This window comes from Pseudonocardia abyssalis (assembly GCF_019263705.2).
In the GTDB taxonomy this organism is placed as follows: Bacteria; Actinomycetota; Actinomycetes; order Mycobacteriales; family Pseudonocardiaceae; genus Pseudonocardia; species Pseudonocardia abyssalis.
Window position 1 is genome coordinate 2,463,453 of sequence record NZ_JADQDK010000001.1, and the last position, 25,982, is coordinate 2,489,434.

The 25,982-nt window shown below is 71.5% G+C and carries 24 protein-coding genes and 1 pseudogene; 9 read left to right on the forward strand and 16 right to left on the reverse strand.

The window, feature by feature from the left end:
- Nucleotides 1-104: 104 nt before the first annotated feature.
- Nucleotides 105-383: pseudogene (locus I4I81_RS11725) on the forward strand (integrase core domain-containing protein); the annotation flags it as partial.
- A gap of 68 nt (nt 384-451) precedes the next feature.
- Here the strand turns inward: I4I81_RS11725 and I4I81_RS11730 are convergent.
- Nucleotides 452-1,300, reverse strand: a complete 849-nt coding sequence (locus I4I81_RS11730; protein ID WP_218601299.1) for a DMT family transporter — start codon at nt 1,298-1,300, stop codon at nt 452-454.
- 150 nt (nt 1,301-1,450) lie between these two features.
- Nucleotides 1,451-3,853, reverse strand: coding sequence for a heavy metal translocating P-type ATPase (locus I4I81_RS11735; protein ID WP_226363894.1), 2,403 nt, complete (start codon nt 3,851-3,853; stop codon nt 1,451-1,453).
- Nucleotides 3,854-4,119: 266 nt separating this feature from the next.
- Between I4I81_RS11735 and I4I81_RS11740 the strand changes: the two genes are divergently transcribed.
- The 5 genes from I4I81_RS11740 to I4I81_RS11760 all read left to right on the forward strand — a co-directional run bounded on the left by I4I81_RS11740 (nt 4,120) and on the right by I4I81_RS11760 (nt 6,957).
- The gene (locus I4I81_RS11740; protein WP_218601297.1) at nt 4,120-4,401 is read left to right on the forward strand and encodes a DUF2933 domain-containing protein; all 282 of its coding nucleotides are present in this window, start codon (nt 4,120-4,122) and stop codon (nt 4,399-4,401) included.
- A complete protein-coding gene (locus I4I81_RS11745; protein ID WP_218601296.1) occupies nt 4,398-4,664 on the forward strand; it encodes an SHOCT domain-containing protein in 267 nt (88 codons plus the stop codon). The genes I4I81_RS11740 and I4I81_RS11745 overlap by 4 nt, the downstream gene beginning before the upstream one ends.
- Before the next feature lie 121 nt (nt 4,665-4,785).
- Complete coding sequence (locus I4I81_RS11750) at nt 4,786-5,181, forward strand: DUF302 domain-containing protein (protein WP_218601295.1); 396 nt, start codon at nt 4,786-4,788, stop codon at nt 5,179-5,181.
- 76 nt (nt 5,182-5,257) lie between these two features.
- On the forward strand, nt 5,258-5,473 hold the full coding sequence (locus I4I81_RS11755) for an SHOCT domain-containing protein (RefSeq protein ID WP_218601324.1): 216 nt from the start codon (nt 5,258-5,260) through the stop codon (nt 5,471-5,473).
- On the forward strand, nt 5,470-6,957 hold the full coding sequence (locus I4I81_RS11760) for a multicopper oxidase family protein (protein ID WP_218616031.1): 1,488 nt from the start codon (nt 5,470-5,472) through the stop codon (nt 6,955-6,957). Before I4I81_RS11755 ends, I4I81_RS11760 begins: the two co-directional genes overlap by 4 nt.
- 125 nt (nt 6,958-7,082) lie before the next feature.
- Here the strand turns inward: I4I81_RS11760 and I4I81_RS11765 are convergent, their stop codons facing one another.
- The 4 genes from I4I81_RS11765 to I4I81_RS11780 all read right to left on the reverse strand — a co-directional run bounded on the left by I4I81_RS11765 (nt 7,083) and on the right by I4I81_RS11780 (nt 12,020).
- The gene (locus I4I81_RS11765; RefSeq protein ID WP_218600860.1) at nt 7,083-7,919 is read right to left on the reverse strand and encodes an FkbM family methyltransferase; all 837 of its coding nucleotides are present in this window, start codon (nt 7,917-7,919) and stop codon (nt 7,083-7,085) included.
- Between the two features lie 74 nt (nt 7,920-7,993).
- Nucleotides 7,994-9,934, reverse strand: a complete 1,941-nt coding sequence (gene asnB, locus I4I81_RS11770; protein ID WP_218600859.1) for an asparagine synthase (glutamine-hydrolyzing) — start codon at nt 9,932-9,934, stop codon at nt 7,994-7,996.
- A gap of 177 nt (nt 9,935-10,111) precedes the next feature.
- A complete protein-coding gene (locus tag I4I81_RS11775) occupies nt 10,112-10,678 on the reverse strand; it encodes a hypothetical protein (RefSeq protein ID WP_218600858.1) in 567 nt (188 codons plus the stop codon).
- Nucleotides 10,679-10,724: 46 nt separating this feature from the next.
- Nucleotides 10,725-12,020 carry a sensor histidine kinase gene (locus I4I81_RS11780; RefSeq protein ID WP_218600857.1) on the reverse strand — a complete coding sequence of 432 codons (1,296 nt, stop codon included), beginning with the start codon at nt 12,018-12,020 and terminating at the stop codon, nt 10,725-10,727.
- A 253-nt stretch (nt 12,021-12,273) separates the two neighbouring features.
- Here I4I81_RS11780 and I4I81_RS11785 point away from each other — a divergent pair, with 253 nt between their 5' ends.
- Nucleotides 12,274-13,227, forward strand: coding sequence for a hypothetical protein (locus tag I4I81_RS11785; protein ID WP_218600856.1), 954 nt, complete (start codon nt 12,274-12,276; stop codon nt 13,225-13,227).
- 93 nt (nt 13,228-13,320) lie between these two features.
- Here the strand turns inward: I4I81_RS11785 and I4I81_RS11790 are convergent, their stop codons facing one another.
- From I4I81_RS11790 to I4I81_RS11835, 10 genes are all read right to left on the reverse strand, one after another.
- Nucleotides 13,321-14,727, reverse strand: coding sequence for an NADH-quinone oxidoreductase subunit N (locus I4I81_RS11790; RefSeq protein WP_218600855.1), 1,407 nt, complete (start codon nt 14,725-14,727; stop codon nt 13,321-13,323).
- A 5-nt stretch (nt 14,728-14,732) separates the two neighbouring features.
- Nucleotides 14,733-16,214, reverse strand: coding sequence for a complex I subunit 4 family protein (locus tag I4I81_RS11795; RefSeq protein ID WP_218600854.1), 1,482 nt, complete (start codon nt 16,212-16,214; stop codon nt 14,733-14,735).
- Nucleotides 16,215-16,217: 3 nt separating this feature from the next.
- On the reverse strand, nt 16,218-18,095 hold the full coding sequence (locus tag I4I81_RS11800) for a proton-conducting transporter transmembrane domain-containing protein (protein ID WP_226363895.1): 1,878 nt from the start codon (nt 18,093-18,095) through the stop codon (nt 16,218-16,220).
- Between the two features lies 1 nt (nt 18,096).
- Nucleotides 18,097-18,402: an NADH-quinone oxidoreductase subunit NuoK gene (locus I4I81_RS11805; RefSeq protein ID WP_218600853.1), complete on the reverse strand. Its 306-nt coding sequence runs from the start codon at nt 18,400-18,402 to the stop codon at nt 18,097-18,099.
- Entirely contained in the window at nt 18,399-18,959 is a 561-nt protein-coding gene (locus I4I81_RS11810; RefSeq protein WP_218600852.1) for an NADH-quinone oxidoreductase subunit J, read from the reverse strand. The genes I4I81_RS11805 and I4I81_RS11810 overlap by 4 nt, the downstream gene beginning before the upstream one ends.
- A gap of 1 nt (nt 18,960) precedes the next feature.
- Nucleotides 18,961-19,917 carry a complex I subunit 1 family protein gene (locus tag I4I81_RS11815; protein ID WP_218600851.1) on the reverse strand — a complete coding sequence of 319 codons (957 nt, stop codon included), beginning with the start codon at nt 19,915-19,917 and terminating at the stop codon, nt 18,961-18,963.
- Nucleotides 19,914-20,918: a hypothetical protein gene (locus tag I4I81_RS11820; RefSeq protein ID WP_218600850.1), complete on the reverse strand. Its 1,005-nt coding sequence runs from the start codon at nt 20,916-20,918 to the stop codon at nt 19,914-19,916. The genes I4I81_RS11815 and I4I81_RS11820 overlap by 4 nt, the downstream gene beginning before the upstream one ends.
- Nucleotides 20,919-21,028: 110 nt before the next feature.
- Nucleotides 21,029-21,388, reverse strand: a complete 360-nt coding sequence (locus I4I81_RS11825) for an NADH-quinone oxidoreductase subunit A (protein ID WP_225924550.1) — start codon at nt 21,386-21,388, stop codon at nt 21,029-21,031.
- Nucleotides 21,389-21,503: 115 nt separating this feature from the next.
- Complete coding sequence (locus I4I81_RS11830) at nt 21,504-22,145, reverse strand: DUF305 domain-containing protein (protein ID WP_218600849.1); 642 nt, start codon at nt 22,143-22,145, stop codon at nt 21,504-21,506.
- Nucleotides 22,146-22,204: 59 nt separating this feature from the next.
- Complete coding sequence (locus I4I81_RS11835; protein ID WP_218600848.1) at nt 22,205-22,591, reverse strand: DUF6153 family protein; 387 nt, start codon at nt 22,589-22,591, stop codon at nt 22,205-22,207.
- 133 nt (nt 22,592-22,724) lie between these two features.
- On the opposite strand from I4I81_RS11835, the gene I4I81_RS11840 reads away from it, so the two are divergent.
- Both I4I81_RS11840 and I4I81_RS11845 read left to right on the forward strand, forming a co-directional pair.
- Nucleotides 22,725-23,816 (forward strand): VldE C-terminal domain-containing protein, encoded by a 1,092-nt coding sequence (locus I4I81_RS11840; protein WP_218600847.1) that lies wholly within the window; start codon nt 22,725-22,727, stop codon nt 23,814-23,816.
- Between the two features lie 468 nt (nt 23,817-24,284).
- Entirely contained in the window at nt 24,285-25,871 is a 1,587-nt protein-coding gene (locus I4I81_RS11845; protein ID WP_218600846.1) for an MFS transporter, read from the forward strand.
- The last annotated feature ends 111 nt before the right edge of the window (nt 25,872-25,982 follow it).

The following is a 25,982-nucleotide window of genomic DNA, read 5'->3' on the forward strand; positions in this document are numbered from 1 at the left end:
GCCTGACGTGCTCACGAGCGGCGGTCCGGCGGTTGCCCGCTGGTCGCGATCGGACCGGCTCCATCTGGGCGAGATGACGGGATTCATAGTGCTGTTGCATCGTCGACCGCAGCGTGCATTACCGCTCCATCGCCTACACCGAGCGCCTCGCCGCCGCTGGGGCCGCGCCGTCGGGCGGCTCGGTGGGCCACGCCTACGACAACGCCCTCGCGGAGTCGACGATCGGGCTGTTCAAGACCGAGCTCATCAAACTCAGAGGACCCTGGCGCACCGTCGAGCAGGTCGAGATCGCCACCCTCGAACACGTCGACTGGTTCAACCACCGACGCCTGCACTCCGCCGCTGCAGACCTGCCCCCGGCCGAGCTGGAGACCGCCCACTAGCGTCGACATCACGGCCAACCCGAGCCAGAGCACTCAACCCGTTAGCTCTCCGGACACGCCGGGACGGTTCAAACCGGCGCCCGGGTAGGCGCCACCGACTGGTGTCTCAACGCCACCCGCATGCTGACCAGCACCAGTGCGACGCCCGTGACCGTCCAGGCGTCGGGGCGTTCACCCAGCACGACGATGCCGACCACGAGACCGAAGACGGGGACGAGGAACATCCACGGCGTCAGCGAGGACAGCGGGCTGCGCTGGGTCTCCACGAACCAGGCCAGCGTGGTCGCCGCGGTCGCGACCAGCCCGAGGAAGGCGAGCACGGCGACGAACCGCGGCGTCCAGGCGATGTCCGGGACGCCCTCCATGAGCAGGGCGGCGCCAGCCAGGACCACTCCGCCGATCAGGAAGTGCGCGGCGCTGGCCACGACGATGTCGATGTCGCCCAGGCGCCGGACCATGAGGGTCCCTGCGGTGACCGCGACGGCCGCGAGCAGCGAAAGCAGCGCTCCCTGCCCGCCGCCACCGGGCACCGCGACGACGAGCAGCCCGCCGAACCCGACCGCGAGCGCGATACCGGCCCGCGCCGTCACCCGCTCGCCAAACAACCACCAGGCGGGCAGCAGGATCAACAGGGGCTGGGCGTTCGCCAGGACCGCGGCGGTGCCGGTGGCCAACCCCGCGATGCCGGCGAACATCGCCGCGAACGCCAGGCTGACGTTGACCAATCCGAGCGCCCCGATGCTGCTCCAGCTCCCGATCGATCGGGGTAGCGGCCGGCGCTGGACCGCGGCGACGACGGCCAGGGCGGTCCCGCCGAGCAGCGCCCTCAACGCGGCGAACCACAGCAGTGGCGCGTCCCGCAGCCCCCACCGGACGCCCAGGAAGCATGCCCCGAGAGCACCTGTGATCAACAGCATCCGCAGGGGTGACGGCCGGTGGGTCAGCGCTGCCGGGCGTCCTCCGGTCGCCGGGGCAACCGTCATCGACGAGTGCCTACCGGCGCGCCGACGGGCCGGCCCGTGACCCTCGACAGCGACGCGAGGTCAGCGCGGTTTCGCACCGGCATCTCAATGCCGCTGCGCGTCGGCGGGCGCAATGACCGGCCCGACCGATGGTGTGCCGATTGAGGCGCGCGGCGCAACGACCGGCTCGGGCAGCCGGAGCCGTTTGAGGGTCAGCGCGTTCACCGCGACGATGATGCTGGACCCGGCCATGGTGATCGCCGCGATCTCCGGGCGCAGCACCAGCCCGAAGGCGGGCTCGAACACCCCGGCCGCGATCGGGAGCGCGATGGCGTTGTAGCCGATCGCCCAGCCCAGGTTCTGGCGCATCTTGCGCACCGTCCCCCGTCCGATCCGCAGTGCCACCGCGACGTCGAGGGGATCGGATCGCATCAGGACGACATCAGCGGTCTCCACGGCCACGTCGGTGCCGGCGCCGATCGCGATCCCGAGATCGGCCTGCGCCAGTGCTGGGGCGTCGTTCACGCCGTCACCGACCATCGCCACCCGACGCCCACCGTCCATCAATTCCTTGACTTTCGCCGCCTTGTCCCCCGGCAGCACCTCGGCGATCACCGTGGTCACGCCCAGTTGCTCACCGATCCGCTGCGCGGTCGCGGCGTTGTCCCCGGTCAGCATGACCACCTCGACACCGAGCCCGGTCAGCTCCGCGACCGCGGCAGCAGAGGTGGGACGCACCGCGTCGGCGATCCCGATCACCGCGACGGCCCGGCCGTCGACCGAGGCGAGCACCGCGGTCCGCCCACCGGCGGCGAGCTCCTGCTGCGCCGCTCCGAGCGCGCCGAGCTCGACGGACTCGGCCTCCATCAGCCGGACGTTTCCCACCGCGACCCGCCTGCCGTCGACGGTGGCGACCGCGCCCTTCCCGGGCACGCTGCGGAACCCCTCCGCGGCCAGGCGCGCGGCGCCCGCGGCGTCGGCGTGGCGGACCACGGCCTCGGCGAGCGGGTGCTCGGACTCCCGCTCGACCGCCGCGACCAGCGCCAACGCGTCGATCTCGGGCAGCCCCTCGACGATCAGGTCGGTCACCTCGGGCGCGCCCTGGGTCAGGGTGCCGGTCTTGTCCATGACCACCACGTCGATCTTCTGCGACGTCTCGATCGCGGTGGCGTTCTTGAACAGCACCCCACGACCCGCACCCAGCCCGGTGCCCACCATGATCGCGGTCGGGGTGGCCAAACCGAGGGCGTCCGGGCAGGTCACCACGACCACCGTGATCGCGAACAGCAACGCCTCAGCGACCGGACGCCCGGCGAGCAGCCACACCGCGAACGTGCCCACGCCCCCGACCAGCGCCACGAACACCAGCCAGAACGCGGCCCGGTCCGCGAGGCGCTGCCCGGGCGCCTTGGAGTTCTGCGCCTCCTGCACCAGCTTCACGATCTGGGCCAGCGCGGTGTCCGCACCGACCCTCGTCGCCCGCACGCGCAGCGTGCCGGTGGTGTTGATGGTGGCCCCGACGACCTCGTCCCCGGGCTCCTTGTGCACGGGCAGGCTCTCCCCGGTCACGGTGGACTCGTCCACGTCGCTCTCGCCGTCGGTGACCACCCCGTCGGAGGCGATCTTCGACCCGGGCCGCACCAGCAGCAGATCACCCACGACCACCTGGTCGGTCGGGATCTCCACCGGCTCGCCATCGCGCAGGACGATCGCCACCGGCGGCGCCAGCTTCAGCAGTGCGCGCACGGCCTCGTTGGCCCCGCCGCGGGCGCGCATCTCGAAGTAGTGCCCGAGCAGCACGAACGTCGTGAGGATGGTCGCGGCCTCGTAGAACACCTCCCCGCCGCCGGTGAGGGTGACCCCGACCGAGTACACCCAGCCCGCACCCACCGCCACCGCGACCAGCACCATCATGTCCAGCGTGCGGGCGCGCAGGGCCCGGACCGCACCGGTGAAGAAGATCGACGCCGAGTAGCCGATCACCGGCAGACTCAGGATCAGCTGGAACACATCGTCGCGCAGCCCGAACGGCGCCGCCACGGTGAACCCGAACACCTGGCGCCCGATCTGGGACCACAACGTGATGACCACGGCGAAGACCAGCGCGACGAGGAACCGGTTGCGCATATCGGCGACCATCGCCGCCATCGACATCTCACCGTGCCCGCCGTGGCCCATCACCTCGGCGGGGCTGCCCGTCCGAACCTCCGCCCGGTCGTGCGCTGCGTGGTCCCCGACAGCTGCGGGCGGCGGGCACAGGTGATCCGGTACGGATTCCCCGGCGCAGTGATAGCCGCAGTCCCGGACCCATCCGGTGAGTTCCTCGACCGTGGTGGTGGCAGGGTCGTAGGTCACCGTCGCGGTCTGACCCACCGCGTTCGCCTCGACGGCGACGACACCCGGCCGTCGACCCAGGACCGCCTCCACCGCCTTCGTCTCGGTCGCCCAGTGCAACCCGTCGAGCTCCACCACGACGGTGCGCGCCGGGCGGTGGATCTGTGTACGCACGATTGCTCCTCGGTATGGGTGACAGCTCTCGCAGCGTCCACACGACACACCGGCAGGCGGTAGCGCCGAAGGTCCCGTCGGGTACGGGTCGGTAGGTCCTCCCGACATGAGCGGCCAGACATGTGCTCCGAGCCCGCCGCGCCGGCAACTCGTCAGAACCCGGCGGCTACGGGACCTTCGGATCTGCGAGCAGGGGCATTCAGCCGGTGTCGCACGGCCGGATCAGCACGGATCCTTTGTGGTGTCCGGCTGATGAAGGGGCCCTCATGAAACATCACGTTCCGCTCTACGCTCTCGCCGCGGCGGTCCTGATTCTCGTATCGGTCGCCCTCGGCGTCCCGACCTCGACGCTGTTCCTCGTCGGGTTCGTGCTGCTCTGTCCGCTGATGATGATGTTCATGATGGGCGGCATGCACGGCAGCCCCCGTAGCGGAACCAAGGATCCGGACGGCCACAGCAACGACGGCCCCGAGGATCGCGATCACACACAATCGCCCGGTCCTGATCGTTTCGGGCAATCACTGATCAACAAGGAGAAGTCGCCATGATGTTCTGGTACGGCAACGAGACGAACGTGTGGGGTTATGCCCTGATGACCATCAGCATGGTGCTGTTCTGGGGGCTGGTCATCTACGGGGCGATCGCCCTGCTCCGCTACTCGGCTCGTGAGGATCAGCCGGCGTCCGTGACCCGGCCGACCCCTGAGTTGTTGCTGGCCGACCGGTTGGCCCGCGGAGAGATCGATGAGGAGCAGTACCTCCGGACCCTGGAGACCCTGCGGGGCGGGTCCCGACCGCTTGCCAAGTCCTGAGTTCGTCCGACGGAGCCGTCGCCGACCTTCGCGGCGGTGGCCGACGGTGCCACAACCAGGTCGAGGCCTCCCTGTGGCCCGCGGCCGTCCCAGCCGTCACTACGAGAGGAACGGACCAGCAATGGACTACAGCATGACGATCACTCTGGACCTGCCCTACGACAAGGCCGTGCCCGCGGTGAAGCAGGCTCTGGCCGAGCAGGGGTTCGGCGTCCTCACCGAAATCGACGCGCGGGCCACCATGAAGGAGAAGCTCGGAAAGAACATGGAGCCCTACATCATCCTGGGCGCCTGCAACCCCCAGCTCGCTCACCGCGTCCTGGAGGTGGACCGCCGGATCGGGCTGCTGCTGCCCTGCAACGTCGTCGTCCGCGCCGACGGGGACGACCGGAGCATCATCTCGGCCCTGGACCCACAGGTCATGGTGACCGTCCCCGAGCGCGAGGAGCTGCGCCCGATCGCAGACGAGGCCGGGCAGCGTATCCGGGCGGCGCTGGACACCCTCACCGCCGGCTGAACGGGGGCCAGATCATGTCGCGTCCGGTGGTGCCGGCAGGCGGCGGCGCGCTGCAATCCCAAGAGGAGTGACGACGATGATGGACGGCTCGATGGGCTGGCTCTGGATCTGGCCGGTGTTCGTCGTGGTCGGGCTGGTCCTGCTCGGCTACGTGGCCTACGGGCTGGTGCAAAGGCGCGGGACCCGCCCGGGGGCGTGGCGCCTGCCTGCGCTCAGGACCCTCGACGAGCGCTACGCCCGCGGCGAGATTGACGACCACACCTACCGCACGCGCCGCGCGGAACTGACATGACGCATCCGATCAGCAGGCGCCGCGTGATCGTCCTGAGCGGTCTCGGTGCGGTCGGGGTCGCCGCCGGTGTGACCGGCTGGATCGCCGGCACGGCGGGCGCCGGTCCGGGTGACCGGCTACAGCCCGGTGACACCGGTGCCGAGCTGGCGCAGCCGCTGCTGCACGACAGCCGCGACGGCCGGCTCGACGTCGCACTCACCGCCGCTGCCGGGGCACGCACCGCCGGGCGCGACACCAGCGCCCTGGGCTACAACGGCACCTCACCGGGGCCGACGCTGCGGGTCCGACCCGGCGACGAGCTCGCGGTGCGATTGACCAACGGGCTCGACCAGCCCACCAACCTGCACACCCACGGCCTGCGCGTGTCACCGCAGGGCAACAGTGACAACCCGTTCGTCACGATCGACCCCGGTTCGACGTTCGACTACCTCTACCGCATCCCGCCCGACCACCCGGCCGGCACGTTCTGGTACCACGCCCACCACCACGGCACCGTGGCCGACCAGACCTTCGGCGGGCTGGTCGGCGCGCTGCTCGTCGACCGCGGACCCGACCTGCCCGTCGTCGCCGACCGGATCCTCCTGATCTCCGACACCACCCTCGACGGTGCCGGCCGGATCGTCGCCACCGGCGCCATGGACCGAGCGATGGGCCGCCGGGGCGAGCTGGTCCTGGTCAACGGCCAGCACCAGCCCACCGTCTCCGCCACCCCGGGCGCGGCGCAGCGCTGGCGGCTCATCAACACCTGCACCTCCCGGGTGCTCGACATCCGCCTCGCCGGGCACGAACTCGTCCAGGTCGCCCACGACGGGACGTTCCTGCCGGTCCCGGTCGCCCGGGACCGGATCGTGCTCGCCCCGGGCAACCGCGCCGACGTCGTGGTGCGTCCCACCGGACCCGGCCGCCACGCGCTCACCGCCGAACCTGCCGGACAGGGCGGGATGGGCGGTATGGGCGGCATGGGAGGCGGCGGCATGGGAAGCGGCGACCCGGTTGGTGGACCGATCACCCTCGCCACCATGGTCACCGAGGGTGCAAACTCCGCGTCACCGCCGTTGCCCGCCACCCTGCCCGCCGAGACACCCCCTGCCGGCCCGGCGACCGCGCAGCGCCGGATCGCCTTCCGGATGGCCATGGGCGGCATGAGCACGGGAGGTATGGCGTTCACCATCGACGGCCGCGTCTTCGACGGCGACCGCGACGACCAGACCATCACCCTGGGCACCACCGAGGAATGGACCGTCACCAACACCGGCCCGCTGGCACACCCGTTCCACCTGCACGTGTGGCCGTTCACCGTGCTGGCCAGCAGCGACGCGGCCCTACCGATCGGGGTGCCGCAGGACGTGGTCCTGATCCCGGCCAACGGGTGGGTCCGGCTGCGCATCCCGTTCACCACCTTCCCCGGGCGCAGCGTCTACCACTGCCACATCCTCGACCACGAGGACGCCGGAATGATGGCCACCGTCAACGTCCGCGGCTGACATCGAACTCGCCCTCGCCGGTCGACCCTGCTCGAGGTTGGTCGCCTTCGATCTGCGCTGGAAGCCGGGTGCGGGCTCGCGATACCGACGCGGGGTTTCATGCCACGAGGCACCCTGCCCGCCGCCTACCCCTTCTCCGGCAGTCTCCTGGTCGGCCCTGGGCCCGGACCCGCCGCCTTGTTGACGTACACGAGATTTCCCCGCGCGACGAGCAGCTCCAGATCGTGCTCGACGGCCGCCGCCTGCATCCCGCGGGTGACGCCGCGACCGGGGAACAGGTAGTCGTGCGGCTCGACGTACAACACCGAGGTGTCCCCCACCCAACCGGTGTCATGAGCGAACAGATCGGACTCGAAGCCTTCGATGTCGACCTTGACGATGAACAGCGCGCACCCCGGCGGTTGCTCCCCGACGATCTCCGGGACGGTCACCACCCGGACGCCGTCGTCCCCCCGCACGGTCTGCACGGCGTCCGTTGACCCGTCGCCGCCCACCAGGCGTACCCGCCCCGACCGGCATCCGATCGCCGCCTCCACGACCAACACCCCGAACTGCGCGGTGTTGGCGCGGGCCACCTGAGCGTTCCCCGGATCGGGTTCGACGGCAACGATCAATGCCCGGGGGTAGCGGACGGCGAACCACGCCGCGCTCGCACCGTTGTTGGCTCCCGCATCGATGATCACAGGGCGTCGGCCCTGCGCCAGCAGGGACCGGTAGACCTCGTCCACCTGCCGGTCGTGCGGGGGCGACGGGATGCGGTAGGCGTCCTCCCGGAAGATCTCCCGGACGACACCGAGGTCCTGCGATTCGCGGCGCAGGATCAGCCGACCGACACCGCTCACGGACACCCGGACGGATGCGCCATCGCCCCGACGCAGTCGCGACAGGTGACGCAGCAGGAAGCGCGGGCCGAGGTGTCTCGCGTCCCGGACGTTCTCGCGCAGGTGGTAGAGCAGGTACATGGCGGACTCCATGAGGGTTCGCGGCGATCGGGAATGGGGGACGGCGGCGGACGCGTCGCCGGTCTCGCGGGATCTCACCGGATCACCGGATCGGTCCGGATCCGGGAGACGGGCGCCGGGATCCGGGGCTTGATGCGGTCCTCGACGAAGATCCCGTGCCAGATCAACAGCGTCAGCACGGCCCAGAGCTTGCGGCTGTGGTCGATCGGGCCGGCGCGGTGCGCGTCGATCATCCGCTCCACGGCGGTCAGGTCGACGAGCTCACCGGCGCCCGACTCGCGCACCAGCTGGCGGGCCCAGTCCTGCATCTCCTCGCGCAACCAGTGCCGGATCGGCACCGGGAAACCCAGCTTGGGGCGGTGCAGCACGTGTGGGGGCACGATCCCGTCCAGGGCTCGCCGCAGCGCGTACTTGGTGGTGCCGGCGGCGAGCTTCTCCGACCGGGGCAGCCCCGCGGCCACCGCGAAGACCTCGGGATCGAGGAAAGGCACGCGCAGCTCCAACGAGTGCGCCATCGTCATCTTGTCCGCCTTGACCAGGATGTCCCCGCGTAACCAGGTGAACAGGTCGACGTGCTGCATCCGGGCCACCGGGTCCGAGCCGGTCGAGAGCCGGTAGTGCCGCGCGCTGGCCTCCTCGCCGAGCCGGGACGGGTCGTGCCCGCGCAGGACCGAGGTGAGCTGGTCGGGCCGGAAGATGCGCGCGTTCCCGTGGTAGCGCTCCTCCAGCGGTAGCGCCCCGCGCCGGAGCAGGTCCTTGCCGCGCATCCCTTCGGGCAACGCGGACGCGGCCCGGCCGAGCAGACGACGCAGGGAGCCGGGCACCCGTTCGAAAGGAGCCAGCGAGAGCGGTTCGCGGTAGATGCGATAGCCGCCGAACAGCTCGTCCGCCCCCTCCCCCGACAGCACCACCGTCACCTCGCGGGCCGCCTCCCGCGCGATGAACCACAGCGGCACGAGCGCGGGATCGGCGACCGGGTCGTCGAGGTACCAGACGATCGACGGGAGGTTCTCCATCACCTCCTGCGCCGAGACGACCCGGGTGACGTGTCGTGCGCCGAGCGCGGCGGCGGACTCCGCGGCGACGTCGATCTCGGAGAAGCCGGGTCGGTCGAAACCCGCTGTGAACGTGGTCAGGTACGGGTCGTGCCGGCGGGCGAGGGCGGCGATCGCGGTCGAGTCGATCCCCCCGGAGAGGAACGCGCCGACCGGGACGTCGGCCCGCAGGTGCATCGCCACCGAGTCCTCCAGGGCCGCGGCGATCCTGCGGTGCACCTGCGGGCCGGTCCCGGCGCCGTCGTGGAACACCGGACGGAAGTAGCGACGCGACCTCGGCTGGCCTCCCGGTCGCAGCGTGAACGTGGTGCCGGACTCGATCCGGCGCACGGCCCGGTGCATCGACGCCGGTTCGGGCACGTACTGCAGGACCAGGTAGTCGCGCAGGGCGTCGTGGTCGAGCTCGCCCGACGCGGCGGGATCGAGGCCGAGGGCGGGCGCCAGTCCGAGCAGGCACTTCTTCTCGCTCGCGAACGCGGTGCCCGCGGGCCCGGTGGCGTAGTACAGGGGCTTGATGCCGAACGGATCACGGGCCCCCGTCAGCAACTGCTCGCGGTCATCCCAGATCAGGAAGGCGAACATGCCGCGGAGCCAGGTGACCGCCTCGGGTCCCCAGTAGTGGTGGGCTGCGACGAGGACCTCGGTGTCGCCCCGGGTCGCGAACTCCGCGCCGTGGAGGGCGACCAGTTCGGCGCGCAGCTCGGGATGGTTGTAGACCTCGCCGTTGAACACCACGGTGTAGCGGCGCGGGTCCTCCGGCGGGCCCCAGCGCATCGGTTGATGAGAATGGTCCAGGTCGACGACGGCGAGCCGCTGGAAGCCCGAGACGAGGACACCACCGTCGTGGACGGTGCTCTCGTCAGGACCACGGTGCGCGGTCGCCGGGAGGGCAGCGGCGACGGCAGCAGCCGGCTCGTCGGGGTTGCCGTCGCCGCTGAGGAAGCTCAGTAGTCCGCACATGGGCGCATTTCGGCCAGATGTGGACCGGTGTTGTTCGGCATGGAGTCTCTCCGGTGATGGCGCCACGCGTCTTCGGCTCCGTCGGAGCCGGCGCGCGGCGATGTGGGCGACCCGCAGCGGGTCGCGGGAGTCACCTCACGGCGTCAGGGCCGTGGGCCGGGAAGGACGCGGCCGGATTCAGGCCGCGACGGTCCGGCGGGGCGGGCCGCGCTTCACGGTCGTGCCGCGGCCCAGCAGGCGGCGCGGCCGGGCCGGCGCCGAGGCGGGGCGGCGGCGGACGACGCCCGGTGCGGGGTGCGGGCGGCGCAACATCAGGCGCAGCCAGCAGGCGCGGACGACCCCGCCGACGGCGACGACGAGCTGCTCGGCGAGGCAGATCGCGGCGACCACCGCGACGACGAGTACGACCTGGGTGATGGTCACGGCGAGGTCGGCTCGGCCGATCTCGCTGCCGTGCCCGTGGCGCAGCGGCCCGTGGGGGACGAGCTTGACGGCAGCGTGCAGTACCGGCTGCGCGGCGACGCCCGCACAGACGAACTGAAGCAATCCCCGATGCCGCCCGCCGAGGTGCACCCGCACACCGGCGACCACGGCGACGATGGCGCCGAGGGTGATCACGTGCAGCGGCGGTTCGCCGGCGACGAGATCGGAGAAGACCGCGATCGCCACGGTGAGTACCGCGGTGGCGACGAGAACGACCCGACCGGGGGAACCGATCCGGCCGCGCGCCTCGGCCGTCGTCACGCCCACAGCATACGGACGCGAGCACGAGCGGAGTGGATACGCCGTCTCAGTGATGGCTGCCTGCCGGGAGTAGTAGGGAGAACAGCGGCGGTGTGGGCCGGGCGAGCCGCAACCGGCCTCCCTCGGCCTCGGCGAGCCGCCGCGCCAGCGGCAGCCCGATGCCGTGTCCGCCTGACGATGTCCCGGTCCGGGTGAACAGCTCCGAGTCCGGGATGACGATCCCCGGACCGTGATCACCGACGTCGACGGCTACCGCGCCTCCCACGTCCCGGGTGGACACCTCAACCTCGCCTCGCCCGTGTTGCAGAGCGTTGTCGAGCAGGACGGCGAGCACCTGTCGCACCGCTGCGGCCGACGCCAAGGCGGGCGGGGTGTCCGGTTGCAGGTCGACCCGGAGCGGGCGGCCCGCGGCGCTGAACTGGGGGTCCCACTGATCGACGGCCTCCTGCACCACCCGTCCGAGGTCCAGCGGGTCGGCGGCGCCGCGGTCGTCCCGGGCGAGGGCCAGCAGCTCGTCGATGGTGCGCTCGATGCGATCGGTGGCGCGCAGGCCCCGGGCGATGGCCCGCCACGGATCCTCGCCACGTTGCTCCAGGGCGTTCTCCAGACCCAGGCGGAGCCCGGTGAGCGGGGTGCGCAGCTGGTGCGACGCCTCCGCGGAGAACGCGCGTTCGCGGGCGAGGAGTTCGTCCAGCCTCGATGCGGTGCGGTTCAGGGCGCTTCCGACCGCGTCGATCTCGACGTAGCGCACCGTCGGCACTCGCACGCTGAAATCCCCGTCACCGAGACGGCAGGCCGCGGTCGACAGGTCGTCGAGTGGGCGCGCCAGGCGGGCACCCTCCCGCCGGGCGATCCCCCAGACGACCCCCACGGCGAGCAGCGCCAGACCGGCCATCCCGAGCCAGGCCACGGTGACCGGCCACAGCAGCGCGTCGCGCGAACCGGCGATCCGCACTGCCCCGACGATCTCCCCGTCGTGTGCCACAGGGACTGCCACGAGCAGCAGACCGTCGGCCGAACCGGTCTCGACCGAACCGTCGAGGGCCGAGTGGACCATGGCCTCGGGCAGCTCGGGCCCGCGACCGCTCAGATAGGTGCCGTCGTCGTCGTAGAGGGACAGGAACGTCAGCGTGGCCTCGTCCTCGAGATCGCCGGAGTTCGGGTCCCCCTCGTCGGTCAGGTCCGCCGACACCCGCAACGCGGCCCGGTCGGCCAGCCGCTCCAGGTCGAGCAGCTTGTAGATCTCCGCGTACTGGACGACGGCGACAGCCAGGGGAAACCCGAACAGCGCCACGGCCACCGCCGCCGCCACCACGGCGAGCCGGACGATCCGATGACGCACGTGTACGACTCCTCTCGACCCGGGCTCGGGCAGGACGACCGGCGCGAGTGTAGGTAGTCGTGATCGCGCTGGCGGCTCCTAGACAGATCCTTTACCGTCCGTTTGCCGTATGAGGGCGATCTGCTGGCTTTCGGTCCGCCGCGGCGTGTGATGCGCCGAATTCTTTGCCATTCGATTACCCATGCTCTACCGGTGGATTGCCTGACGTTGCCTAGCGTCGGCATGGCATCCGACCGTGAGGAGCCCGCCCACTGTGTGCACGCCCGACCCCGACCTGACGATCGTGTACCGGTCCAGCGCGGCCGAGAACAGCAAGCCGCGCCCCCGGTACTACGACAAGACCCTGGCGCTCGCCTCCGTGCTGAGGGCTGCCGAGGCGCTGCCGGCCCGGCCGCGCTTCGTGTTCCTCAACGACGGGGAGGTGCCGGCGGACCGGGTACGGATCATGGGCGGGGTCGGCGAAGTCCGTCGCGTTGACGACGGCGGCAACCGGGCCACCTTTCGCCGCGCGATCGCCCGGGAGGCGGGCCGGCCCGGATCGCGCAGCGGCCTCGTGTGGTTCGCCGAGGACGACTACCTCTACCGGCCGGACTCCCTGACGACGTTCGTCCAGGCGGCACAGAGATTCCCCGATGCCGACTACTTCTCCCTCTACGGGTCGGACGCGCTCGACACGTCGGTCGCCGGGCGACGTCCGGTGCGCCGTTCCGCGCCAGGTGCAGCATTCGACCCCGACGCGCGGAACTGCGGATCCGCAACCTGGTACCGCGCCTACGCCACCACTAGCACCTTCGGGGTGCGACGGGGCGCCCTGCGCGAGGATGCCGCATTGCTGCGGGTCATGCCGTTCACCGGCGGGGCGTGGGACACCGCCACCTGCCTGGCGCTGCAGGGCTACCGACCCTTCGGCCCGGCCGAGGTCCTACCGACGTGCGAGGCCTCGCTCGTGCGCGGGGTGGCCCGGGGAACGGTTCGCGTGCTCGCCAACCTGCGGTCGCGGCGCCGTCCGGCTCGCAGGCGCATCCAGCTCGGTGCCGATCCGGAGCTGATCTGGCACATGGAGGTCCTGACCGGGGCCACCCGCACGCGCCCCAGCGCGAGGACCGACGCGATCGACTGGGACGAGGTCGCCGGAGAGGTCGCGGACTGGGCAACAGTCAGATCGATGCCGGTTCCGCAGCTCCACCGCCGTTGTGCCGGCGCCTGACGTCCGGCTGCGATGACCACCGGGCTCGGTTCCTCCGCACGGCCTGCGCAGCGATCCGGTCACGTAGTCGTGGCGGGTGGACTGCGTCGCCTGTCAGACCGTGAGCACGGCGAGTACGGGACCGGCCAGCACTCCGAGGAGAAGTGAGACGATGGCCGCGATGTGGGCGCTCCGTGCTGCGGAGCGGCCAGCCGGCGGCAGGTCGTCGGCGGGTACGGCGTTACGGGCCCGGAAGGCCGGGGCGATCCACCGCAGGTAGTAGAAGACGCTGGCCATGGTGTTGAGCACCGCGATCACAGCGAGCCAGGCCAGGCCGGCGTCGACGGCGGCGGTGAACACCGTCAGCTTGCCGACGAACACCGCGGTGGGCGGAGTGCCGATCAGGCCGAGCAGGCAGACCACCAGGCTCAGGGCGAGCAGGCGGTGCCGGGAGGCCAGGCCGCGGTAGTCGGCGAGGGTGCGGGCCCGGGGAAGGGCGGCGACCACGGCGAACGCGCCGAGGTTGGTCACCGCGTAGGCGGCGAGGTACAGGCCGAGCGCGGGCATCGCGAGCGTGGCCCGGCCGGCTGCGGCCACGGCCATCAGCAGGTAGCCGACCTGGCTGATCGTGGAGTAGGCGAGCAACCGGCGTACGTCGTCCTGGAAGAACGCGGCGAGGTTGCCCAGCGTCATCGTGACCGCGGCGAGGACCGCCACCAGCAGGGGCCAGTCGACGTCGGACGTCGGCACGGTGGTGGACAGCAGGCGGTACATCGCCCACAGCCCACCGATCTTCGGGACGGTGGCGACGAACGCCGCGACGCCGGTGGTGGCGCCCTGCACGACGTCGGGCACCCAGAAGTGCAGCGGCACCGCACCGATCTTGAACAGCAGCCCGGCCAGCACCGCGACGAGCCCGACCGCGACCGCGACGCGCGGCGCGTCCGGTAGCGCGGCGGCCAGATCGGTGTACTGCGTCGAGCCGCTGACGCCGAACAGCAGCGTCGACCCGATCAGCAGGGTGACCCCGGACAGAGCGCCCATCAGGTAGTACTTCAGCGCGGCCTCGTTGCCCGGCCCGGTCCGGGCGATGCCGGTCAGGGCGTAGAGCGGGATGCTCGCGAGCAGGTAGGAGGCCACGAGCAGCAGCAGGTCGTTCGCGCCCGCCATGGCTACGGTGCCGAGCCCGCCGAGCAGCAGCAGGACATAGAACTCGGCCTCGCGGGTGCTCCCCGAGACCTGGTCACCCGCCAGACCGATGGTCAGGACGATCGAGGCGAGCACGACAATCCGAACCGCGCCCAGGCCGACGTCGACGACGTAGGTGTCGTCGAAGACCGACTGAACCGGGCGGGCCAGGTCCGCCGCCGCCGCGATGACACCGGTGAGACAGGCGAGCACCGCGATCGACCGGACGGCGCCCTGACGGTTCCGCGGCAGGAACGATCCGGCCAGCAGGCCCACCACGGCGGCGAACACCAGCAGCAGCTCCGGGATCAGCGCACCGGGGTTCTCGTTCATGCCCGTCATCCGGCGACCAGCTCCACCACGGTCCGGGCGGCGGGCTCGATCACGTCGAGCAGGAACCGCGGGAACACCCCGATCACCACCGTGGCCACCATCAGGGGCGCAATGGCCCAGGCCTCGACCGCCGTGAGGTCACCGGTCGCGCCGGGCACGCGGGTCTCGCCGAGGAACACCTGTTGCAGGGCGAGCAGGAACAGCGCCGCGGTGACGACGATCCCGAGCACCGCGATCGCCGTCGGCACCGGCGCGCCCGGCAGCGACCCGGTGAAGATCTGGAACTCGGCGATGAAACCGGAGAACCCGGGCAGCCCGAGCGAGGCGAACGCGGCGGCGGCGAACAGCAGGGCGAACCGCGGGGCGGGCCGGGCGAGTCCCCCGTAGGCCGCCATGTCGTAGGTCCCGCCGCGGGCGTAGAGCACCCCGGAGAGGAGGAACAGCGCACCGGTGATCAGCCCGTGGCTGACCATCTGCGTCACCGCGCCGGTGACAGCCAGCGTCCGGGCCTGCTCCGAGCTCCCCGCGACCAGTCCGGCCGCTCCGACGGCCAGGATCACGTAGCCCATGTGGTTGACCGACGTGTAGGCGATCATGCGCTTCAGGTCGGTCTGCGCGAGCGCGACGAGCGCGCCGTAGACCACCGACACCACCCCGACGCCGATGATCACCCACGAGTACTGCCGCCAGGTCTCCGGCATGATCGGCAGCACGATCCGGACGAACCCGAACGTGCCCATCTTCAGCAGTACCCCGGCCAGGATCGCCGACCCGGCCGCGGGGGCGTCGCTGTGCGCGGGCGGCAGCCAGGTGTGGAACGGCACGGTCGGGGTCTTGATCGCCAACCCGATGACGAGCGCGGCCAGCACCAACCCGGCGAGCGCACCCCCGCCGTCGAGTGGCGCGGCCGCGGTGAGCTCGACGATGTCGAAGGTGCCCCCGGCCAGGTAGAGCCCGATGAACCCAAGCAGCAGCACCAGCGAGCCGAGGAAGGTGTAGAGGAAAAACATCAGCGCCGAGCTCCGCGCCCGTTCCCCGTGCCCCCACCCGGCGATCACGAAGTACATCGCGACGATCGAGACGTCGAAGAAGACGAAGAACAGGATCAGGTCCAGCGACACGAACAATCCGAGCGACACCGTGTGCAGCAGCAAGAACAGCACCGCGTACGCGCGGACCCGGCGCTGCTCACGCAGCGAGTACACCGAGCAGGCCAGGAACAGCACGCCGGTCATCGCCAGCAACGGCAGCGACAGGCCGTCGACGCCGACGTGGTAACCGGCCGACACCGTCGGGATCCACGCGATGTCGGTCTCGTACCCGATACCGCCAGCCGGGTCGTACCCGATCCACAGCGCGATGACCAACGCCAGGTCGAGCACGCTCACCGCCACCCACGTCCAGCGGACCGCGCGATCGGGCAGCCGGGGCAGCGCGAGCAGCACCAGCCCGACCGCGAGCGGCAGGAACACCACGATCGAGAGCACGCCTCACCTCACCAGGATCAGGAACAGGGCCAGCACCGCGAGCGCACCCGCGGCCTGGGCGTAGTACTGGTGCAACTGCCCGGTCTGCGGGCGGCGCGCCAGCCGGCCCAGGGCCCGGCCCACGGCGCCGAGCCCGTCGACCCCCCGGGACAGCGGCCCCTCCAGCCGGAGGTCGGCCAGCCGGGCAGCCGCACGGGTACCGCCCGCGGCCGCCCGCACCGCCCCGTCGACGACCCGCTCGTCGAACCTCGACAGGGCCCGGGCCAGCGCCATCACCGGCGTCGCCGCCCCCGCCACCGCCATCCGTTCCAGGCCCAGCCAGCCGTGCAACAACCCGACCCGGGCCGCGGCGGCGATGATCGGGGGCGTGGCCGGCAGCACCGCCGCCCCGCGCAGGCCGGCGCGGACGGACAGCAGCACGGCCAGCACCACGGCCGCGGCCAGCACGCCCGACACCAGCGCCTCGACGAGCGTCGGAGCCGGCTCGCCCGCCGCGCCCAGCGCGGCTCGCACCGGCTCCGCGGCCGCTCCGAGCACCGCGGCCCCCAGTGCGAGTGGCACCAGCGGCAACCGGGCCAGGAGCGGTACCTCCCCGGTGGCCGACTGTTCCCGGTCGTTCCCGGCATCCGCGGGCGCCCGGCCCAGCACCGCGACCAGCGCGGCCGCGGCGTAGGCCGCGCTGACCAGCACCCCGACCAGCCCGACCACGTACAGCGCGGGCGAGGTCGCCGCCGCCGCGGCGAGTACCGCGTCCTTCCCGAAGAAGATTGACAACGGCGGCAGGCCGGCCAGGCTCAGCGCACCCACCGCGAACACCGCTCCGACCAGCGGCCAGCGCGCTGCCGCTCCGCGCAGCGTCGCGAGCTGCTTGGTGCCGAGCGCGGTGAGCCACGCCCCGGCGACGAGGAACAGCAGGCTCTTCGTCGCCGCGTGCGCCACCAACTGCAGCGTGCCGCCCGCGGTGGCGCCCACTCCGGCGGCAAGCACAATGAACCCGATCTGCGAACACGTCGACGCGGCGAGCAGCTGCTTGAGATCGGTCTGCGCGAGCGCGACCAGACCGAGCAGCACCACCGTCACCGCCCCGACCCAGGCCACCAGCGGCCCGGCCCAGCCGGATCCGGCCAGCAGCGGCTCGATCCGCAGCAGCAGGTATCCCCCGGCCGCGACCATCGTCGCGGAGTGCAACAGGGCCGAGACCGGGCTCGGGCCGTCCATCGCCCGGGCGAGCCAGAAGCTGAACGGCAGCTGCGCCGACTTCCCCAGCGCGGCGACGACGAGCCCCGCGGTCAGCAGGTCCCGCCAGCCGCCGGTCGCCCGCGGCAGGTCGGCCAGTGCGAGGATCCCTATTCCCCCGGCTAGTGCCGCCCCGGCGGCGACGTAGAGCCCGACGTCGGCGGTGCGGGTCACCAGGAACGCCACCGCACCCGAGGTCGCGGGCCGCCCCTCGCTCCAACGATGCGCGACCAGCGCGTAGGACATCGCACCCATGACCTCCCACGCCGCGAGCAGCGTGACCAGGTTCGTGGCCGTGACGGTCAGCAGCATCGCGCTGATGAACACCAGCAGCAGCCCGAAGAACCGGTGGGCGGCGTCCACCTCGGCGGCGGCGAACACCACGACGGCCAGGGCCACCGCGCTGACCACGAGCACCATCACCGCCGACAGCCCGTCCACCGCTAGCCCGAGATCGATGCCGGCCAGTAACGGCGCCAATGCAGCCGGGCGGCCCACGGCCACCAGCACGGCCAGGACCAGCCCGACCGACGCCACCCCGATCGCCACCGGGGCGGCGACGCGGCCGGCCGGGCGACCGACGGCCAGCAGCACGACACCGGCCAGCACCGGCACCGCCACCAACCCGGACAGCGCGAGTTCCACGTCAGTCCTTCAGCTCGGCGGCCATGTCGGTCATGTCGATCTCGCCGGAGCGGAAGATCGCGATGGCCACCGCGAACCCCATCGCCATCTCCACCGCCATCAACGTCACCGCGACCAGAACGACCACCTGCCCGTCGGGCTGCGCGGGCGAGACGTAGAACCAGAACGCCGCACCCGCCACGACCACGCCGTTCACCATCAGCTCCAGCCCCATCATGATCATCACGATGGACTGCTGGGACAGCGCGCCGTAGAGTCCGACGGCCAGTAGGGCGACCGCGAGCAGCAGGAACGCTTGCAGGGTCATAGTCCGGCCCCCCGGATCGGATCGTCGGCCGGGCGACCGCGCAGGTCGTCGCCGAACCGGTCGTAGCGGCCGCGCGGGTGCGCCAGGACGACCGCGGAGACGATCGTGGCGAACAGGCCCAGCCCCACCACCAGCATCACCAGCATGTGCGAGCCCATCAGCGCCTCGCCGAGCGCGAAGGTGGGGTCCGCGGGCGGCCCGCTCTGGCGCTGCGGCCAGTCGACGAGCAGCACCCCGGCGGCGAGCACGACGAACGTGCCCACGGCGATGACCAGCGAGCCGCGCTGGTTGTGCACCATCGTCATCGGCATCAGCCCGGCCGGGTTCATCATCAGCATGATCATGAAGACGGCCATCACGACCATCTCCATGATCATCATGAGGATGACGAGGACACCGAGGTAGGACAGGCCGAGCAACAGCAACGGGATCGCGGCGAACACGAAGGACGCGAGCAGCGCGAACGTCGCCCGCGCCATCGAATCGACGCGAAACACCGCGACGCCGGTGGCGACCGCGCCGACGGCACACACCCAGAAGATCACCGCCTCGTACACGTCACATCCCTCCCATCGACGTGCCCCGGCTGACCACGACCACGGCCACCACCAGGGCCTGCAGCAGCGTCAGCGGGATCAGCACGATCCAGCCGAACTCGGCGAAGCGGTCCATCCGCACCGTCGCAGTCCGGCTGCGGACCCACACCAGCACCCCCAGCACCGCGACTGTCTTCAGCACCGTCCACAGCCACGGCGGCAGCAGCGGCCCCGCCCCGCCGCCGAGGAACAGCGGCACCGACATCGCCGCCGCCGCGGCCAGCAGCAGCCACCGCCCGGCCAGCAGCAGCAACCGATCCACCCCGGAGAACTCGGCCAGCACCCCACCGGCGACATCGCGCCCGGTCGCGGTGTCGAACGGCCCGGCGAACGACAGCGCCAGCGAGGAGAGCAGGAACGCCATGAACGCCACCGGCATCCAGACCACGAACCACAACCCGTCCTGCGCGGCGACCGCATCCGCCACACTCAGCGAGGCCGCCCCCGTCGCCACCGTGATCAGGGCGAACATGTGCGGGAGCTCGTAGGACATCCCCTGCACCACGAACCGGTACCCGCCCACGAGACCCCAGACCGAGTTGGTGCCCCAGCCGGCCATCCACAGCGCCGCCCACATCACGATCTCCATCGCGTTGAACCACACGATGCCCACCGACAAGTCGCTCGCCGCGGTCGAGCCGAGCGGGACGACCAGTGCCGCCCCGACCGCCGCCACCGGCACCAGCACCACCCCGGTGCGGGCCAGGAACCGGTCCGAGGCGACGACCGTGCGCCGCTGCTGCACCAGCAACCGTCCCGACTCGGCCAGCGGCGCGGCCAGGACGACGCCGCTGATCCGCCGCCCGTCGGCCCGCGCCTCCAGTATCCGGGCGAACGCCGCGCCGCACAGCGCCAACGTGCCCAGCAGCACCGGCACCAGCAACACCGTCCACAGCGGGCCCTGCTGCACCGGGCTCATCGCGGCACCGTCACCAGCGCATCGAGGTCCAGGTTCAGCGAGGCGACCACCACCCGGACCGACGCCAGCTCGCGGCCCTCGACGAGACCCGGCAATGCCGTCACCGCGGCGGCGGCCCGCCCGGCGTCCGGCGCGGGCCCGCCGTGCTCGGCAGTGTCGAGCCACCGGAGCCAGCGTGCGGTGGCGTCCCCGGCCAGGTCGGGACGGCCATCGTCGAGCCTCCCGAGCCCGTCGGTGGCCCAGCGCAGCGTGCGGGATCGGTGCAGCCGGCGCGCGAACCGGTGCAGTACGGCGCTGTCGACGGTGCCGGCGAGGACGTCGTCGCGCAGCCGCCGGGCCGTGCGTGCCGCCGTGGACGACCCGCACACGCCCAGCAGCTGCGCCAGGCCGTCCAGCGCGGACGCCGCCGGTGAGCCGTCCCACGCCGGGCCGGGCTCCCCCACCACCTCCACCCGCGCGGTCTGCACGACGTCGCCCTGCAGCGTGACGTGCACGACCAGTCCGGCGGGCCAGTCGGACAGGACGGGTCCCAGGGACATCTGCAGCACGTCGAGGGTGAGCCCGTCACGGTCTGGCGCCCGGTCCGCCATCGGCAGACCGGCCACCTCACCGACGTGCATCATGTGCATGTCGTGACCGCCGGACATCTCGTGCCCGGACATCTCGTGGGTCGGCACCTCGTCGACCTGTACCTCGTGGGCCTGTACCTCGTGGGCCTGTACCTCGTGGGCCTGTACCTCGTGGGCCGAGGCAACGGTGCCGTGGCCCGGTTCCGGTCGCGCCTCCTCGGTCGCGGGCGAGACGCAGGCGTGGCCCGCCCCGGTGGCGTCGCGGAGCCGGTGGGGGACCCGATCGAGCTCGTCGCGGGCCCCATCGGCCGATCCGACGTCGGCCCGTGCTCGCGGCGCGGGCACCTGCGACCAGACGCGCTCAATCGCGTCACCCAACCTGGGGCCGGGAGTGCCGCACACGACGAGCAGGTCGGCATCGGCCGGAGCCACCGCCAGTTCCCACCCCCGCTCGCGAGCCAGCCGCTCGACAGCCAGCCGCGCGGGACGACCGTTCCGAGCCGTGATGACCAGCAGTCGCGGCGTCCCATGCAGCCAGCTCGTCATGTCCACCGGAACGCCCCTTCGCGCCAGGCGTACACGACCCCGACGAGCAGCACGGCCAGGAAGCTGAACATCTCGATCACGGCCTTCGGCCCGATCTGCGCCACGACGACAGCCCACGGGTACATGAACACCATCTCCATGTCAAAGGCCAGGAAGACCATCGTGATCGTGTACCAGCGCACGTGGTAGCGGGACACGGCGTGCTGCACCGGGGGCGTTCCGGCCAGGAACGGCTCGACCGTCACCACCCCGGGCGCCTGCCGCACCAGGAACGACCACCCGTAGACCAGCGACACCCCCGCTGCTGCCACGGCAATCAGCAACAGGGCCGGTCCGAACTCCGCCGCCATCGTCATCGCCTCCCGTTATACGGATACGGGGTACTAGTACCACGGAGCGAGGGTCGACCACCAGCCGAGACGAGACGGATGTGGCCCGGACCGACGGGTTGGTCCGGGCCACATCGACCGGTTAGACCTGCTGGAGCAGCGTGTCCATCTCGGTGATCTCGACCTGCTGGGTATCGATGATCTTCTGCGCCAACGCGAGCGCATCCGGGTCGGCACCGTCCTGCAGCTCGGTCTGTGCCATCTCGACCGCGCCCCGGTGGTGCTCGGTCATCATCTCCAGGAACATGCGGTCGAACGTCGGCCCGGACGCGCCCTGCAGCTGCTGCATCTGCTCGGGCGTCATCATCCCGCCCATGGCGCCCATGTCCCCGCCGTGATCCATGCCGCCCATGCCGCCCATGCCGCCCATGCCGCCGTCCTCGGCGGGCACCTCTGCGCCCCACTCCTGGAGCCAGCCGACCATCATGTCGATCTCGGGCTGCTGCCCGCCACCGATCCGCGCGGCCAGGTCGATCACCTGCGCATTCTGGCTACGACCGGCCACCAGATCGGCCATCTCGACCGCCTGACGGTGGTGCGGGATCATGCCCTGCACGAACGCCACGTCCGCGTCATTCTGCTCGCCCTGCGCCGCGGACGACGAGGAGCCGCCCGGGGCGGCGGTCCCGGCGGAGGTGTCAGCGCCGGCCGCGCAGCCGGTCAGGATCAGGCCCGCGGCCGCGATACCGGCCAGCAGGCGCGCTGAAGAAAGCCGTGCATTCATCTGTGAAAACCTCTCGTACGTCTGGGAAGTGCGGGATCAACCGAGTCGCTCGGTCGACCTCACGTCCGCAGGACGCAGAGCAGGGCGAGTCGTGCCGGGGCGGTTGCCGGTGGGGCGCGCGGCGCCGGACGCACACCGGACGTGCCCGCGCGAGGCGCGACCCGGGCTGGGCCGGGACGCCGCCACAGCACCGCCGACACCAGAAGGACGGCGACGGCGGTGAGCACGGCCAGGCACAGATGGAGCGACGCGGATCCGTGGTCCTCGCCGGAATGTGCAGGGCCCGGCTCCATGTCGGATCCGGCCATCGCCGCAGCGGAGATGGCCGCACTGTCCGGCGTCATCACGGATAGATGGTGCATCCCCACCAGGCCGACGAACAGACCGGCGACCAGGACGCCGAGCATGATTGCCCGTCGTCCTCGCAGCGCCACGGACCTGATCATCGACCCCAGGCTACCCTCGCCGCGGATTCCGAACCGCGAGCCCGTCCGGGGTTCCGTCAATCGGGATCGTGAGGCACGCTCGGAGCGTGGACAGGGACGCGGCCGGTGCCGACCGCGGCTCGCCACACTCGTCGTGAACGGCATCCAGTATGCCGCTGTAGCGATACGCCGGCTCGGACTGCGCCTGACGATCATCACGGTCGCGGTGGGTGTGCTGGCCGCGCTGGTCGGGGTCGTGTTCGTCGCGATGTCAGCGGTGCTGAGCGCCGGGGCCCGGCAGTCGGGGGCGTGCGACCCGAGCGGTTCGGGGGTGCCGATCGAGGCCTCCGGCGACGCGGAGACCACCGACGAGCAGCTCGTCAACGCGGCCGCCATCGTGGCCACCGGCCGTGACATGGGCGTCCCTGAACGCGGGCTGTGGGTGGCCCTGGGTACGGCGTTGCAGGAGTCCGGGCTGCGTAACCTCGACTACGGCGACCGGGACTCCCTCGGCCTGTTCCAGCAGCGCCCGTCACAGGGGTGGGGCAGCCCCGCCCAGGTCCGCGACCCCCACTACGCGGCCACCCGGTTCTACGAGCGGCTCATCGAGGTCCCGGGCTGGACCGAGATGCCACTGTGGCAGGCCGCGCAGACCGTGCAGCGCTCGGCCTTCCCCCTGGCCTACGCCAAGTGGGAGCAGACCGCGGCCGACATCCTCGCCGAGGTGGACGGCAATCCCGGCCTGGTCGCCGCGGCCGCCGTGCAGAACTGCGCCCCCGGGTCGGTCACCCCGTTCGACGGCCACGGGACCGGGTGCATAGAGGACGACCCGACCACGAACGGCTGCGTCACCTCCACGACGCTCTACGCCGTCACGCAGGCCGCCGCGGCGTTCGGCGGGCTGCGCAAGGGGCCGATCATCCGGTCCGCGGGCTGCCACGCACCCCGGCCGGCGAACCCGACCAGCGACCACCCGCTCGGCAAGGGCTGCGACTTCTTCCCCGGCGAGGGCGGCCGGTTCGCCCGCGGGATCGAGGTCGACAACGGGTGGCGGGCCGCGCAGTGGTTCCGGGTCAACGCCGAGGCGCTGCAGGTCGACTACATCATCTGGCAGGGCCGCATCTGGACCCCCACGTCGACCGACCAGGACGGCTGGGGGCGTCCGTATACAGGTGGAGGCGTCTATGACCCCTCTGATGCGGTCGGCGGTCACTACGACCACATCCACGTCTCATTCACGACGTAGCGTACATAGTTCCGCGGAATGCTCGAATCGGACGGTGTGTCGTTTCGACAATCTGGCACCGGCGGTTCCTCCGATCGATCCGGGGACCGGCGGCGGCTGCAGTGACGATGCCGGTCATCGCTGCTCGGATGCGAGCGGCGCGCGCGCTCCGAGTCGATAGCCCACCACACTCCGGCCCAGCAGGCGGCCTGATGGACGAGGTTCCACTCCTCCGCCACCGGGTCTGGCGTTTCCTGCGCCGGACCGCGTAGGCCGACCGATCCCGTGGGCAGCGTCGGCGCTGACACCGGCCACGTCGTCAAGCACCTCGCCCCGCCGGTCGAATGGAGCTTGACCAGCCAAGTTGACACCGATACCCCCTCCCCGTACGTTCCGATACCACTACCCCGTAGTGGGTATATTGAAGCACTTACCTGCGTGTGGTCCTGGGTGACACAACGCAGGGCGACCACGAGGAGAGGAGCGCCGATGACCTCGGCGACGAACCCGGCCGAGCCACTCGCCGGGCGCAGAGAATGGATGGCGCTGGGCCTGCTGGTCTTGCCGTCACTGCTGCTGTTCATGATGTTGACCGTCCTATTCCTGGCCATCCCGTACCTGGCCGCCGACCTCCAGCCCAGCAGCACCCAGACGCTGTGGATCCTGGACATCTACGGCTTCCTGATGGCCGGGTTCCTCGTCCTGATGGGTGCCGTCGCCGACCGGATCGGGCACCGGACCCTGCTGATCGCGGGCGCGTCGATCTTCGGGATCGTGTCCGTCCTCGCCGCGTTCACCGGCGACCCTGCGATGCTGATCCTGTGGCGCGCCGTGCTGGGCATCGCCGCCGCCATGCAGATGCCGGCCACCCTCGGCCTGATCTTCACGATCTTCCGCGACGCCAAGCAGCGCGGCGTCGCGATCGGCACCTGGGCCGCCGGCATCTCCGCCGGCGTCGCACTCGGGCCGCTGCTGTCCGGGCTGCTCCTGGAGGCGTTCTCCTGGCGCGCGACGTTCCTGGTCGCCGTCCCGGTCATGGCGATCGTCGTGATCGGCGCACCCCTGCTGCTCCCCGGCCACCACGGCTCCCAGGACGCCAAGCTGGACTTCTTCAGCGCGCTGCTCCTGCTCGCAACGCTGCTGCCCCTGATCTACGGCATCAAGTCACTCGCCACCGGCGGGTCGCTCGCCGTCTCCGCTGCGTCCATCGTGACCGGCGTCGCCTTCGGGATCTGGTTCGTGCTGCGCCAGCTCCGCTCGGCGGCACCCCTGATCGACGTGCGCCTGTTCCGCAACCGCACCGTCAGCGGCGCCTTGGGCGTATTCATCCTCTCGGCCACCGGCCTGGGCGGGGTGTACCTGATGTTCACCCAGTTCCTGCAGCTGGTGAAGGGCCTGTCACCGATCCAGACCGGGTTCGCAATCCTGCCCGCCGCGCTAGTACTCATCGTCGTCGCCACCAGCTCGCCGATCATCGCCCGCCGCTTCCGGCCCGGGAATGTCATCGCCACCGGCCTGGCCGTCCAGGTGGTCGGCTACCTCCTGCTCACCCAGGTCGACGCCGCCACCGGCCTGCCACTGCTCATCGCCGGGTTCGTCGTGCTCTACCCGGCCGTCGCCCCCTCCATGGCGCTCACCACCGACCTCGTCGTCGGCTCGGTGCCTCCGGAGAAGGCCGGCTCAGCGGGTGGCCTCGCATCCACCGTCAACGACCTGGGCATCTCCCTCGGCGTCGCCATCATCGGCAGCATCGGCGCCGCCGTGTACACCGGCCAGGTCGCCACGACCCTGCCGGCCGGGCTGCCCGCCGACGCCGACGCCGCCGCCCGCGAAAGCCTCGACAACGCCGTCGCCGTGGCCGGCCTGGTCCCGGCCGACCTCGGCACCCCGCTGCTGGGGGCGGCGAGGGACGCATTCTCCAGCGGCCTCAACGCCGGCGCGGCCACCGCCGCTGTGATCGCCGCAGCGGGGGCGACCCTGGCCGCCACCCTGCTCCGCCACGTTCCGCCGACCGGATCCACCGCCGCGGTGTCCCCGGCCGAACCCGTCGAGACCGGCGCCGCCACGGACCGCTGACCAGAATCCATCCAGATCGCGGCCGGGCACCCCCCGGCCGCGACCTGCTGCCCCAGGAGGAATTGACGTGATCAGCGTCAGCCCACCCGCCAACCGAGAAGCTCGACAAAC

Bases quoted from the DNA above. Each gene is read 5' to 3' on its own strand.
- I4I81_RS11730 (WP_218601299.1), bottom strand. From the start codon at position 1,300: ATGCTGTTGATCACAGGTGCTCTCGGGGCATGCTTCCTGGGCGTCCGG.
- I4I81_RS11740 (WP_218601297.1), top strand. From the start codon at position 4,120: ATGAAACATCACGTTCCGCTCTACGCTCTCGCCGCGGCGGTCCTGATT.
- I4I81_RS11745 (WP_218601296.1), top strand. From the start codon at position 4,398: ATGATGTTCTGGTACGGCAACGAGACGAACGTGTGGGGTTATGCCCTG.
- I4I81_RS11750 (WP_218601295.1), top strand. From the start codon at position 4,786: ATGGACTACAGCATGACGATCACTCTGGACCTGCCCTACGACAAGGCC.
- I4I81_RS11755 (WP_218601324.1), top strand. From the start codon at position 5,258: ATGATGGACGGCTCGATGGGCTGGCTCTGGATCTGGCCGGTGTTCGTC.
- I4I81_RS11760 (WP_218616031.1), top strand. From the start codon at position 5,470: ATGACGCATCCGATCAGCAGGCGCCGCGTGATCGTCCTGAGCGGTCTC.
- I4I81_RS11765 (WP_218600860.1), bottom strand. From the start codon at position 7,919: ATGTACCTGCTCTACCACCTGCGCGAGAACGTCCGGGACGCGAGACAC.
- asnB (WP_218600859.1), bottom strand. From the start codon at position 9,934: ATGTGCGGACTACTGAGCTTCCTCAGCGGCGACGGCAACCCCGACGAG.
- I4I81_RS11790 (WP_218600855.1), bottom strand. From the start codon at position 14,727: ATGAACGAGAACCCCGGTGCGCTGATCCCGGAGCTGCTGCTGGTGTTC.
- I4I81_RS11805 (WP_218600853.1), bottom strand. From the start codon at position 18,402: ATGACCCTGCAAGCGTTCCTGCTGCTCGCGGTCGCCCTACTGGCCGTC.
- I4I81_RS11815 (WP_218600851.1), bottom strand. From the start codon at position 19,917: ATGAGCCCGGTGCAGCAGGGCCCGCTGTGGACGGTGTTGCTGGTGCCG.
- I4I81_RS11825 (WP_225924550.1), bottom strand. From the start codon at position 21,388: ATGACGATGGCGGCGGAGTTCGGACCGGCCCTGTTGCTGATTGCCGTG.
- I4I81_RS11830 (WP_218600849.1), bottom strand. From the start codon at position 22,145: ATGAATGCACGGCTTTCTTCAGCGCGCCTGCTGGCCGGTATCGCGGCC.
- I4I81_RS11835 (WP_218600848.1), bottom strand. From the start codon at position 22,591: ATGATCAGGTCCGTGGCGCTGCGAGGACGACGGGCAATCATGCTCGGC.
- I4I81_RS11845 (WP_218600846.1), top strand. From the start codon at position 24,285: ATGACCTCGGCGACGAACCCGGCCGAGCCACTCGCCGGGCGCAGAGAA.